This is a genomic window from Pseudomonas multiresinivorans, from assembly GCF_012971725.1.
GTDB classification, from domain to species: Bacteria; Pseudomonadota; Gammaproteobacteria; order Pseudomonadales; family Pseudomonadaceae; genus Pseudomonas; species Pseudomonas multiresinivorans.
The window spans coordinates 1971157-1984168 of the sequence record NZ_CP048833.1 but is presented as its reverse complement, the minus strand read 5'-3'; the positions used below and the strand labels follow the sequence as shown (position 1 = coordinate 1984168).

Sequence of the window (13012 nt, the reverse complement as noted above, 5' to 3'; positions counted from 1 at the left end):
GGAGACGAACATGATCGAAGTCGACTTCCTCATCATCGGCGGCGGCATTGCCGGCGCCTCCACCGGCTACTTCCTCTCCCGCCAAGGCAAGGTCGCCGTGCTGGAGCGCGAATCCCACGCCGGCTACCACTCCACTGGTCGCTCGGCAGCGCTCTACACCGTCGCCTACGGCACGCCGCAGGTACGTGCACTGACCGCCGCCAGCCGCGCCTTCTTCGACAATCCGCCGGAAGGCTTCGTCGAGCACCCGATCCTCACCCCGCGCGGCGAGATGACCGTGGATTTCGAAGGCAACGCGGAAGAGCTCCAGCGTCAGTACCAGAGTGCCCTCGCCAGCGTGCCGGAAATGCGCCTGCTGGATGCCGACGAAGCCTGCGCCATCGTCCCGGTGCTGCGCCGCGAGAAAGTCCACGGCGCGATGCTCGACCCCAGCGCCGCCGATATCGACACCGATGGCCTGCTGCAAGGCTACCTGCGCGGCATTCGTCGCAACGGCGGCAGCGTGCAACTGGACAGCGAAGCCCTGGAAATCAACCGCATCGACGGCGCCTGGGAAGTACGCTGCGCGCAGGAAACCTACCGCGCTCCCGTACTGGTCAACGCTGCCGGTAGCTGGTCCGACAAGATCGCCGAACTGGCCGGTGCCGCGCCGCTGGGCCTGACACCCAAGCGCCGCGCCGCCTTCCTGTTCAGCCCGCCGGAAGGCGTGGACAGTCATGCCTGGCCGGTATTGGTCAGCCTGGACGAGTCCTTCTACTTCAAGCCCGACGCCGGCATGCTGCTCGGCTCGCCGGCCAACGCCGACCCGGTGGAGCCCCACGACGTGCAGCCCGAAGAGCTGGACATCGCCCTGGGCATCTACCAGATCGAGGAGCACACCACCCTCAGCATCCGCCGACCGAGCCACACCTGGGCCGGCCTGCGCTCGTTCTTCGCCGACGGCGACCTGGTGTCCGGCTACGACCCGGCGACGCCCGGCCTGTACTGGGTCGCCGGCCAGGGCGGCTATGGCATCCAGACCTCGGCGGCCATGGGCGAAGCCAGCGCCGCGCTGATCCGCCATGAAGCCCTGCCCGAGCACCTGACCCGCCACGGCCTGAGCGCCGAGATGCTGTCCCCGGCGCGCCTGCTGGCCAAGTGAGCCACCAGTCGTGACAGCCCGCGGGCGCTTGCGGCACACTCGCCAGCGCCCGCTTCATCGCCCCGAGAGCCTTGCCCATGACCGCCGCTGATCCGCTGGACAACTACAAGGCCATCGCCGACGCCATTGCCGCGCTGTTCTTCCCCCACGCCGAAGTGGTCATCCACGACCTGCGCGACCAGCGCGTGGCGTACCTGGCGAACAACATCTCCAAGCGCGAGGTCGGTGACGACTCGGCCCTGGAAGACATGCTCGAAGGCGGCCACGACGAACGCAACATCGGCCCCTACGAGAAGCTCAACTGGGACGGCCAGAAGATCCGCTCCATCAGTACCGTGCTGCGCGACGCCAAGGGCGAGCCGCTGGCGGTGCTGTGCATCAACCTCAACATCACCCTGTTCGAGACCGCCAAGGCGGCGCTGGACCTGTTCCTCTCCTCCAGCAAGGTCATCCCGCAGCCGGACGCCCTGTTCCGCGACGACTGGCAGGAGCGCATCAACACCTTCCTGCATGGCTGGCTGCGGCAGCGTCAGCTGAGCCTCTCCACCCTCAGCCGCGACCACAAGCGCGAGCTGGTTCTGGCGCTGCACGCCGAGGGCGCGTTCAAGGGCAAGAGCGCGGCGAACTATGTGGCCAACGTGCTGAACATGGGCCGGGCAACGGTTTACAAGCACCTGAAGGAGTTGAAGGAGGAGGTTTGAGCCGACTCCTTCCCGCGTTTTTCGCTCCGGTTCGCGAGCAAGCTCGCTCCTACAGGCGGCCGGAACGCGCCGTGCGCTTTTAGTAGGAGCGAGCTTGCTCGCGAACCTCACGGCATAGCGCGACATCAATCGCGGACGGAGTCCGCTTCCACGAGAGCCTGCTTCCAATCCAACTTTGGCTTTGGCTTTGGCTTTGGCTTTGGCTTTGGCTTTTAAAAGTCTTCCAGAGAAATATCCGCGCACGCCGATCGCCCCTTTCAGGAGGCCTCGTTGAAGCGGAGTTTCAGGGGTTGAGCGACATGGATGTCGCGAGAGCCACGATGGGCCAGGGATGGCCCGTCGTGGCGTGCCCCTGAAACTTCGGTTCAACGAGGGCATTTTTCGCCTAAGCGAAAAACCGGATGGAGGGGCAAGACCTTTGCCTACTTTGGGTCGTTTGCCAAAGTAGGTCGCCCGAGGGGGCGAAACCCAATACATCCGAGCAAACCGAAGCGGCGCAGAAACACGAAAGATTGGCGGATTTCGCCATAGGCGTTATCCGCCCTACCAGACCGGACACAGCTACGCCCAGCACGGACGTCGGGCCCAGTGCATGGGCAGCATGGGTATCGCTTCGCTCCACCCATCCTACGAAGAGCATTTCGGCGCAACGAAAAAGGCCGCCCGAAGGCGGCCTATTCCAGGACTCGACGAAAAGATCAGTCCCCGTAGATATCACTCTTGAAGTACTTGCCTTCGATTTCCTTGTACTTGCCGTTGGCGCGCAGGGCATCGATGGCGGCATTGAGCTGGCCGACCAGCTCGGTGTTGCCCTTACGGACCGCAATGCCGGCGCCTTCGCCGAAGTATTTCGGGTCCTTGAACTCCGGACCGATGAAGGCAAAGCCCTTGCCGCGCGGGGTTTCCAGGAAGCCGATTTCCAGCGGGATGGAGTCGGCGAAGGTGCCGTCCAGGCGACCCGCCAGCAGGTCCAGGTAGATCTCGTCCTGGCTGGTGTAGCGCACCACGTTGGCGCCGGCCTTGCCCAGTACCTCGGTGGCGAAGCGGTCGGCGGTGGAGCCGCGCTGCACGCCGATGTTCTTGCCCTTGAGCTGGCTGAACTGCTCGTCCAGCTGCGAGCCTTCCTTCATCACCAGGCGGCCCGGGGTGAAGTAGTACTTGTGGGTGAAGTCCACCGAGTGCTTGCGCTCTTCGGTGATGGTGATCGACGACAGCGCGGCGTCGATCTTGCGCACCTTCAGCGAGGGGATCAGGCCGTCGTATTCCTGCTCGACCCACTGACACTTGCGCTTCATCTCTGCGCACAGCGCGTTGCCGATGTCGTAGTCGAAGCCGGCGATGCCGCCTTCCGGGGTCTTGTAGGCGAAGGGCGGGTACGCCGCCTCGATGCCGATGCGCAGCGGCTTGTCTTCGGCGTGGGAGAAGGTGGCGAAAGCGGCCAGCATCAGGCCGCCCAGCAGGGCTTTGCGATTCATCGATGAACTCCGTGGCATGTTCGGTGACAGGGCCGGGCGGCCGGCCGCTGCGTCTTGGCAGAGAAGTATCGGCATCTTGTGATTCGTCCAGGGGCGCGACGTGGCACGTCGCAGCGGCATTGCCTTGCCCTGACCCAGGCGACCAGCTTGTTATCGTTCGTCCACGCGCGCTGGCGCGTAAACTTAAAATCCAATCTGGACTAAAAAGTACACAACGTCAATCGCCCCTGCCGTGGTCGCGACAGTAGGGCGCATAACGCCCCCAGCGTTATCCGCCGTCCTTGGCCATGGGTACCGGGACGGCGGATAAAGCGTTCCGCTTTATTCGCCCTACGGTTTATGCCGGCGCCTCCTGCGGCAGCGCGGCGCACTCTCCTTTGCGGCCAGGCCGCTACTCCTTCGGAGGGATGTGGCGGACCTGAGCTCGGCTTTAGTCTGGAAGCGTTCCGAAGCGATCCGAGGAGGATTCGAAACATTTCTTTCGCATGATTTACCGTAGCTTCCACGGTTATACCTTTGGCAGATGCCCGAAGCCCCCGCGATACGCTCATGTCGCCGGGGCTTTTTTGTGCCTGGTTCCAAGGGAGAGCGGAGCGGTTCGTGTAGGAGCGAGGGGGCGCCCAGTCCTTGCTCGCGAACCGCCCGTGCTCCGCATGCATCGGTTGTTCGCGAGCAAGCTCGCTCCTACGAAAAGCAGGCATCCAGGGCGTTTCATCGAGCGCAGGGATTCGGTGTGCACGCACCGAAGTGGCGGATAACGCTGCGCGTTATTCGCCCTACGGGTGTAGTCAGGGACGCAAGGCACGCGGCGGACATCCTGCCCGCCAAGGGAGGTCTGTTTCAGCCGCCGCTGAGGTTCATGAAGCGCAGTACCTGTACGTCACCAACGCTGAACTCGTGGCGTGCCGGCTTGCGCTGCAGGGCGCCGCGCAGGGCTTCGATGATGGGCTCATCGTGCAGCGGATGGCGCCGCAGCAGGCCGCGCAGGTCCAGCGAATGTTCGTGGCCCAGGCACAGCAGCAGGCGGCCTTCGGCGGTCAGGCGCAGGCGATTGCAGGTGGCGCAGAAGTTGTGCGAATGCGGCGAGATGAAGCCGATGCGCGTGTCCGGATGCTGGGCCAGGCGCACGTAGCGCGCCGGGCCGCCGCTGTGTTCGGCGCTGTCCAGCAGTTCATGGCGCTCGGCGATCAACGCGCGGACTTCGTCGCTGGAGCAGAAGCTTTCCTCGCGCTCGCGGCCGACCTGGCCCAGCGGCATTTCCTCGATGAAGCTGATGTCCAGCCCGTGGGCGATGGCGTAGTCCACCAGCGCCGGCACCTCATCGGCGTTGCGGCCTTTCATCACCACGCAGTTGAGCTTGATGTGCTCGAAGCCGGCCTGCTGTGCGGCGTCGATGCCACGCAGGACCTGCTCCAGGCGCCCGGTGCGGGTGATGGCGGCGAAGCGCTGCGGGTCAAGCGTATCCAGGCTGATATTGAGGCGGGAAAGACCGGCCGCCTTGAGATCACCCGCCAATCGGGTGAGCTGCGAGCCATTGCTGGTCATGCACAACTCTCGCAGGCCGGGCAGCGCCGCAAGGCGTTCGCAGAGGTGGACGATGCCGGGGCGCACCAACGGCTCGCCGCCGGTAAGGCGCAGCTTCTTCACGCCACGCTCGACGAAGAGCCGCGCTACCCGTTCGATCTCTTCCAGGGTCAGCACCTGCTGGCGCGGCAGGAAGCGCATGTTCTCGGACATGCAGTAGACGCAGCGGAAGTCGCAGCGGTCGGTTACGGACAGGCGCAGGTAGTCGATCTTGCGGCCCTGGCCGTCGATCCATTCGGACATCTGACATTGCTCCATGGCAGATCAGAGTTGGGCGATCCCTCTCCCCCGCCCTCTCCCTGAAGGGAGAGGGAGCTGTCCGTGCCGGCTGACACCAATATTTCATCCTGCACCGGACGGTCCCCTCTCCCTTCAGGGAGAGGGTTAGGGAGAGGGGCTCTGGCTCTACTGCACCAGCGGCGACTCCGCACCGTCGAAGACGAAACCGTCGATCCGCGCCTCACCGGCCAGCACACTGATGTACTGGCTGACGGCGCGTTGCAGCACCTGGGCACGCAGGTAGCCGGCGATGCGCGGGCGAGCTTCGGCGAAGTCCAGCGGCTCGCCGCCTTCACGCTCGATCAGTTCGACCATGTGCAGGCCGTAGCGGCTTTCCAGCGGATGGCCGAGAAGGCCGGGTTGCTGTTGCAGCAGGCGTTTCTCGAACTCGGGGACGGTCTGTCCCGGTTCGATCCAGCCCAGGTCACCGCCCTCGTCTTTCGACGGGCAGTCGGAGAAGCGCATGGCTTTTTCGGCGAAGCGCTCGGGATGCTCGCGCAATTCGGCGAGCAGTTCCTCGGCCTGTTCGCGGGCCTTGGCGCGGCCTTCCAGATCGTCCGGCGCGCAGCCGAGCAGCACATGGCGCAGACGCATGCGCCAGGGCGAGGTCAGGCGAGTCGGGTTGGCTTCGTACCATTGCCGGCAGCTGGCTTCGTCGGCCTCGGGCACGCCGACCTCATGGTCGATCAGGGCGCGGATGTTCGCCTCTTCGGCGGCCTCGCCTTCTTCGGCCTGCCCCGTCACGCCAAGCTCTGCGGCGCGTTGCACCAGCAGTTGGCGCACCACCAGCGCACGGCAGGCGGAGTACAGCGCCTCGGCGTGGCTGGAAGCGGGATGGTATTGCAGCTCGCGGGCCAGTTCGTCCTCGGCGATGGCGACGCCGTTGACTTCGATCTTCGGCAGGTCGACGTGTTCGACCTTGGCTTCGTAGTGGGAGCAACTCATTTCGATTACCTCCAGTAACCCTCTCCCCGACCCTCTCCCTGAAGTGAGAGGGGGAAGAGCATCAGGTAGGGCGAATAACGCGCGAGCGTTATCCGCCGCTTCATCACACGGCGCGACGCTTGGTGCGGACCACCTGATAGCGGCGGCCGAAGTACCACACCGGGGCGCTGACGATGTGCACCAGGCGGGTGAAGGGGAACAGCACGAACAGGGTCAGGCCCAGGGTCACGTGCAGCTTGTAGACCAGCGATACCGGCGCGATGGCTTCGGCGGCGGCCAGGGGCTGGAAGGTGACGATGGACTGCGCCCAGTTGGCGAGCATGACCATCACCGAACCATCCAGGTGATGGGTGGAGGCGACGATGGTCGACAGACCGAGGATCAGCTGGACGTAGAGCACCAGCAGGATCATCAGGTCAGACGCGTTGCCGGTGGCGCGCACGCGCTCATTGGTCAGGCGGCGCAGGATCAGGCCGGTCAGGCCGATGAAGCAGAGGATGCCGAAGAAGCCGCCGGAGACCATCGCCAGCAGTTGCTTCTGCTCGGTGCTGATCAGGTGTTCGTAGACCGCGTGCGGGGTCAGCAGGCCGACGAAGTGGCCGGCGAGGATGAACAGCACGCCGACGTGGAACAGGTTGCTGTAGACCCGCATGCCCTTCTTGCTCAGCATCTGGCTGGAGCCGGCTTTCCAGGTGTATTGCGAGAGGTCGAAGCGCGCCCAGCTGCCGATCAGGCAGATGGCGAGCGCGACGTAGGGATAGATCCCGAACGCTAGAAGATCGAGGGACATGTTCAGACTCCTTTTCTGGCCGCCCGGTACTGCATCTGCGGCACAGGCTGGGCGACCCACTGCATGGGTTGTTCGGCGGACGTGGAGACGCGGCGAGCGCTGGTGGACGGGCAACCGACGGCGGGCTCGGTGAAACTCACCGGGGTTTCCTCCCAGGCCTTGTCGATGGCCTCCAGGCTGTCGTCGCGCACTTCCTGCTCGCGGTCGCGCTTGAGCGCACCGAGGTCAGGCTGCTCGCCGGACAGTTCCAGCAGGCTGTTGAAGATTGCGGCGTAGCCACTGCCGCGCTCTTCCAGGCGCAGGGCGATCAGCGCGAGGATGTGCGCGACTTCGGCGAGGCCGGCCCGCGCCGACTCGGCGTCCTGCAGGGCGAGGAACTCCAGGTACAGCGGCAGGTAGTCCGGCAGCTCGTTGACGTCGATGGCCAGGCCCGCCTGGGTGTAGCGGTCCATCAGGTCGACCATCGCCTGGCCGCGGTCACGGCTTTCGCCGTGGACGTGTTCGAAGAGCAGCAGCGAGACCGAGCGACCGCGCTCGAACAGGCCGTCGTAGCTCGCCTGCACATCGAGGATGTCGCCCTTGCAGAGCTCGTTGAGCAGCGCGGCGAGGCCGTCGCGCTGCTGTTCGGGCAGGTTGCAGGTGCGGATCAGGGCATGCAGGGCCAGGCTTTCCTCACGCAGTTCAACGCGCGGGTAGTCCAGCATCAGGGCGCTGAGCTTGAGCAGTTGGCTGTGACTTTCCATTGAGATGGCCATGGTCGTCACTCCTGTATCTGCACGGTCTGGATGACGTTGCGCTTGTCCACGGCCTTGCCGCCGAACAGGTTGACGCCAGAATTGCTGGAGCAACCGTTGCCGAAGCTGAAGCCACAACCCGAACGCTCGGCGAAGGCATCCGACAGGGCCTCTTCGCGGTGGGCAGTCGGGATGACGAAGCGGTCTTCGTAGTTGGCGATCGCCAGGTAGCGGTACATCTCTTCCACCTGGTTGACCGACAGACCGACCTTCTCCAGTACCGCCAGGTCCTGCTTGCCTTCGACGTGCTCGGCGCGCTTGTAGGCGCGCATGGCCAGCAGGCGCTTGAGGGCCAGCAGCACCGGCGCGGTATCGCCGGCGGTGAGCAGGTTGGCCAGGTACTGCACGGGGATGCGCAGGGACTCGACGTCCGGGATCACCCCGTCGCTGCCGATGTGACCTTCGGAAGCGGCGTTCTGGATCGGCGACAGCGGCGGCACGTACCACACCATCGGCAGCGTGCGGTATTCCGGGTGCAGCGGCAGGGCCAGTTTCCAGTCCATGGCCAGCTTGTACACCGGCGACTTCTGCGCGGACTCGATGACGCTGTCCGGTACGCCGTCCTTGCGGGCCTGTTCGATCACTTTCGGGTCGAACGGGTCGAGGAAGATTTCCAGCTGCTTCTGGTACAGGTCGCGCTCGTTCTCGCAGGTGGCCACTTCGTGGATGCGGTCGGCGTCATACAGCAGCACGCCGAGGTAGCGGATACGGCCCACGCAGGTTTCCGAGCAGACGGTCGGCTGGCCGGCCTCGATGCGCGGGTAGCAGAAGATGCACTTCTCGGATTTGCCGCTCTTCCAGTTGAAGTAGATCTTCTTGTACGGGCAGCCGCTGATGCACATGCGCCAGCCGCGGCACTTGTCCTGGTCGATCAGGACGATGCCGTCTTCCTCACGCTTGTAGATCGCGCCGCTCGGGCACGAGGCCACGCACGCCGGGTTCAGGCAGTGCTCGCACAGGCGCGGCAGGTACATCATGAAGGTGTTTTCGTACTCGCCGTAGATGTCCGCCTGGATCTGGTCGAAGTTCTTGTCCTTGCGACGCTTGGCGAATTCGGTACCGAGGATTTCCTCCCAGTTCGGGCCCCACTCGATCTTCTCCATGCGCTGGCCGGAGACCAGCGAACGCGGGCGGGCCACCGGCTGGTGCTGGGCCTTGGGCGCGGTGTGCAGGTGCTGGTAGTCGAAGTCGAAGGGCTCGTAGTAGTCGTCGATTTCCGGCAGGTCAGGGTTGGCGAAGATGTTCGCCAACACGCGGAACTTGCCGCCGATGCGCGGGACGATGGAGCCGTCGGCATTACGCTTCCAGCCGCCCTTCCACTTCTCCTGGTTCTCCCACTCTTTCGGGTAACCGATGCCGGGCTTGGTTTCGACGTTGTTGAACCAGGCGTACTCGACACCTTCGCGGCTGGTCCAGACGTTCTTGCAGGTGATCGAGCAGGTGTGGCAACCGATGCATTTGTCGAGGTTCAACACCATGCCGACTTGCGAACGAATTTTCATGGCAGTAATCCTCAAATGTCCTGGGGCAGCGGTTGCGGCAGAGCGTCACCGCCCAGCCCGCCGTGCTCCGGCTCGTCGAGCCAGTCGACCTTGTTCATCTTGCGCACCACGACGAACTCGTCGCGGTTGCAGCCGACGGTGCCGTAGTAGTTGAAGCCCCAGGACTGCTGGGCATAACCGCCAATCATGTGGGTGGGCTTGAGCACCACACGGGTCACCGAGTTGTGGTGGCCGCCGCGGGTCTTGGTGGTCTCGCTGCCGGGCAGGTTCACGATGCGTTCCTGGGCGTGGTACATCATCACCATGCCGTCCTTCACGCGTTGGCTGACCACCGCGCGGCAGGTCGCGGCGCCGTTGGCGTTGAAGACTTCGACCCAGTCGTTGTCCTCGATGCCGACGCGCCGGGCATCGTTCTCGCTCATCCAGATGATCGGGCCACCGCGCGACAGGGTGAGCATCAGCAGGTTGTCGCTGTAGGTGGAGTGGATGCCCCACTTCTGGTGCGGGGTGATCCAGTTCAGGGTGATCTCGGCGTGGCCGTTGGGCTTCTTGTTGAACAGCTTGTCGGTGCTGCGGGTGTTGACCGGCGGCCGGTAGCTGACGAAGCCCTCGCCGAAGGCCTGCATCCAGGGGTGATCCTGGTAGAACTGCTGGCGACCGGTGAGGGTGCGCCACGGGATCATTTCGTGGACGTTGGTGTAGCCGGCGTTGTAGCTCACGTGTTCGTCTTCCAGGCCCGACCAGGTGGGGCTGGAGATGATCTTGCGCGGCTGTGCCTGGACATCGCGGAAGCGGATCTTTTCCTCTTCCTTGGGCAGTGCCAGGTGGGCGTGTTCGCGACCGGTGAATTTCGACAGCGCATTCCACGCCTTGACCGCCACCTGGCCGTTGGTTTCCGGCGCCAGGGCGAGGATCACCTCGGCGGCGTCGATGGCGCTTTCGATGCGCGGACGACCTTCGCCGACACCGGGTTCGGTCACGCGATGGTTCAGCTCGCCGAGCAGCTTGATTTCCTTGTCGGTGTTCCAGCCGATGCCCTTGCCGCCGTTGCCCAGCTTGTCCAGCAGCGGGCCGAGGGAGGTGAACTTCTTGTAGGTGTTGGGGTAGTCACGCTCGACCACATGCAGGGTCGGCATGGTGCGGCCGGGAACCGGTTCGCACTCGCCCTTCTTCCAGTCGCTGCCGCCGAACGGCTGCGCGAGTTCGTTGGCGGTGTCGTGCAGCAGCGGCACGGTAACCAGGTCCTTCTCCACGCCCAGGTGGCCGACGGAAACCTCGGAGAACTTCTTGGCGATGGCCTTGTAGATCTCCCAGTCGCTCTTGGCTTCCCAGGCCGGGTCGGTGGCGGCCGACAGCGGGTGGATGAAGGGGTGCATGTCGGAGGTGTTGAGGTCGTCCTTCTCGTACCAGGTCGCGGTCGGCAGGACGATGTCCGAGTACATGCAGGTGGAGGACATGCGGAAGTCGAGGGTAGTCACCAGGTCCAGCTTGCCTTCGGCACCCTGGTCGACCCAGTCCACTTCGCCCGGGCACGGACCACCTTCCTTGCCGAGATCCTCGTTCATCACGCCGTTCTTCGCGCCCAGCAGGTACTTGAGCATGTACTCGTGGCCCTTGCCCGAGGAGCCGAGCAGGTTGGAGCGCCAGATGAACATGTTGCGCGGGAAGTTCTGCGGATCGTCCGGCTGCTCGCTGGCCACGCGCAGGTTGCCGGCTTTCAGTTCGCGCACCACGTAGTCCTGCACCGGGATACCGGCCTTCTCGGCATCGGCGGCGATGTGCAGCGGGTTGCGGTTGAGCTGCGGAGCGGATGGCAGCCAGCCCATGCGTTCAGCGCGGATGTTGTAGTCCAGCGCGTGCTCGGGGAACTGCTTGGTGTCGGCCAGCGGCGAGAGGACTTCATGCATCGAAATCTTCTCGTGACGCCATTGCGAGCTGTGCAGGTAGAAGAAGCTGGTGCCGTTCATCTGCCGTGGCGGACGGTTCCAGTCGGTGCCGAAGGCCAGCGGTGCCCAGCCAGTCTGCGGACGGAGTTTTTCCTGGCCCACATAGTGCGCCCAGCCGCCACCGCTCTGGCCGATGCAGCCGCACATCATCAGCATGTTGATGACCGCGCGGTAGTTCATGTCCATGTGGTACCAGTGGTTCATCGCCGCGCCGATGATGACCATGGCCTTGCCGTGGGTCTTGTCGGCGCTGTCGGCGAACTCGCGGGCCACCTGGATGGCACGAGCGGCCGGAACGCCGGTGATGCGTGCCTGCCAGGCCGGGGTGTAGGGCACATCGGCATCGGTGTACGAGGCGGCGACGTTGCGGCCACCCAGGCCACGGTCGACGCTGTAGTTGGCCATCTGCAGGTCATACACGGTGGCGACGCGCAGGGTCTGACCATCGGCGCCAGTGAACTCGCGGAACGGTACGCGGCGCACCAGCACCTCGTCGTTGTCCACGCCCTTGAAGTGCGGGTGTTCCTGCCCGGCGAAGTACGGGAAGCCGACGTCGCAGGCGTTTTCCGGGCCATCGATCAGGCTCAGCGCCAGGCGTGTTTCACGTTGCGCGCCGCCCTCTTTCTCCTCGATGTTCCACTTGCCCGACTCGCCCCAGCGGTAGCCAATGGCGCCGGTGGGCGAGACCAGTTCGCCGCTGATTTCATCGAGGCCGATGGTCTTCCATTCGGGGTTGTTGTCCTGGCCGAGGTTGCCGGCGAGGTCCGCCGCGCGCAGGTAGCGGGTCGGCTTGAGTACGCCTTCGGTGTGCGGTTCGAGCAGCACCAGCATCGGCATGTCGGTGTACTGACGGCAGTAGTCGACGAAGTAGGCGCTGGGTTTCTCGAGGTGGAATTCCTTGAGGATGACGTGACCAAAAGCCATGCCCAGTGCGGCGTCGGTGCCCTGCTTGGGGTTGAGCCAGAGGTCGGTGAGCTTGGCCACTTCGGAGTAGTCCGGGGTGACGGCCACGGTCTTGGTGCCCTTGTAGCGGACTTCGGTGAAGAAGTGTGCGTCGGGGGTACGGGTCTGCGGGACGTTGGAGCCCCAGGCGATGATGTAGCTGGAGTTGTACCAGTCGGCCGATTCCGGCACGTCGGTCTGCTCGCCCCAGATCTGCGGCGAGGCGGGAGGAAGGTCGCAGTACCAGTCGTAGAAGCTCAGGCACACGCCGCCGATCAGCGACAGGTAACGGGCGCCAGCGGCGTAGCTGACCATCGACATGGCCGGGATCGGCGAGAAGCCGATGACGCGGTCCGGGCCGTAGGTCTTCGCGGTGTAGACGTTGGCGGCGGCGATGATCTCGGTGACTTCGCTCCAGCTCGAACGGATGAAGCCGCCCAGGCCGCGCTCGCTCTTGTAGCTCTTGGCCTTGGCGGAGTCCTCGACGATGCTGGCCCAGGCGTCCACCGGGTCGTTGTGGGCGGCGCGGGCTTCACGCCAGAGCTTGAGCAGCGGCTTGCGCACCTTGGGGTATTTCAGGCGGTTGGCGCTGTACATGTACCAGGAGTAGCTGGCGCCACGGGGGCAGCCACGCGGCTCGTGGTTGGGCAGGTCCGGGCGGGTGCGCGGGTAGTCGGTCTGCTGGGTTTCCCAGGTGATCAGGCCGTTCTTCACGTAGATCTTCCAGGAGCACGAGCCGGTGCAGTTCACCCCGTGGGTAGAGCGAACGATCTTGTCGTGCTGCCAGCGCTGCCGGTAGCTGTTTTCCCAGGCACGGCTTTCGTTGGAGACTTCGCCGTGACCATCGGCAAATTCACCCTGCTTCTTCTTGAAGAATTGCAGGCGGTCGAGCAGGTAACTCATCTGTATCTCC

Annotated in this window: 9 protein-coding genes; 2 read left to right on the top strand and 7 right to left on the bottom strand. The window is 64.5% G+C overall.

Going from position 1 to position 13012, the window contains the following annotated elements; genetic code table 11:
* Nucleotides 1–10: 10 nt before the first annotated feature.
* Nucleotides 11–1141, top strand: a complete 1131-nt coding sequence (locus G4G71_RS09095) for an NAD(P)/FAD-dependent oxidoreductase (protein ID WP_169936964.1) — start codon at nt 11–13, stop codon at nt 1139–1141.
* Nucleotides 1142–1218: 77 nt separating this feature from the next.
* The gene (locus G4G71_RS09090; protein WP_169936962.1) at nt 1219–1842 is read left to right on the top strand and encodes a helix-turn-helix transcriptional regulator; all 624 of its coding nucleotides are present in this window, start codon (nt 1219–1221) and stop codon (nt 1840–1842) included.
* A gap of 698 nt (nt 1843–2540) precedes the next feature.
* Here G4G71_RS09090 and G4G71_RS09085 read toward each other — a convergent pair.
* From G4G71_RS09085 to G4G71_RS09055, 7 genes are all read right to left on the bottom strand, one after another.
* On the bottom strand, nt 2541–3335 hold the full coding sequence (locus G4G71_RS09085; protein ID WP_169942577.1) for an ABC transporter substrate-binding protein: 795 nt from the start codon (nt 3333–3335) through the stop codon (nt 2541–2543).
* A gap of 822 nt (nt 3336–4157) precedes the next feature.
* Complete coding sequence (moaA, locus tag G4G71_RS09080) at nt 4158–5144, bottom strand: GTP 3',8-cyclase MoaA (protein WP_169936960.1); 987 nt, start codon at nt 5142–5144, stop codon at nt 4158–4160.
* Nucleotides 5145–5306: 162 nt separating this feature from the next.
* Complete coding sequence (locus G4G71_RS09075; RefSeq protein WP_169936958.1) at nt 5307–6125, bottom strand: peptidylprolyl isomerase; 819 nt, start codon at nt 6123–6125, stop codon at nt 5307–5309.
* A gap of 103 nt (nt 6126–6228) precedes the next feature.
* Entirely contained in the window at nt 6229–6915 is a 687-nt protein-coding gene (narI, locus tag G4G71_RS09070; RefSeq protein ID WP_037010005.1) for a respiratory nitrate reductase subunit gamma, read from the bottom strand.
* Nucleotides 6916–6917: 2 nt separating this feature from the next.
* Complete coding sequence (gene narJ / locus G4G71_RS09065; protein WP_169942575.1) at nt 6918–7658, bottom strand: nitrate reductase molybdenum cofactor assembly chaperone; 741 nt, start codon at nt 7656–7658, stop codon at nt 6918–6920.
* A 17-nt stretch (nt 7659–7675) separates the two neighbouring features.
* Nucleotides 7676–9211 (bottom strand): nitrate reductase subunit beta, encoded by a 1536-nt coding sequence (gene narH, locus G4G71_RS09060; RefSeq protein WP_169936956.1) that lies wholly within the window; start codon nt 9209–9211, stop codon nt 7676–7678.
* 11 nt (nt 9212–9222) lie between these two features.
* Nucleotides 9223–13002 carry a nitrate reductase subunit alpha gene (locus tag G4G71_RS09055; protein WP_169936954.1) on the bottom strand — a complete coding sequence of 1260 codons (3780 nt, stop codon included), beginning with the start codon at nt 13000–13002 and terminating at the stop codon, nt 9223–9225.
* Between the last annotated feature and the right edge of the window lie 10 nt (nt 13003–13012).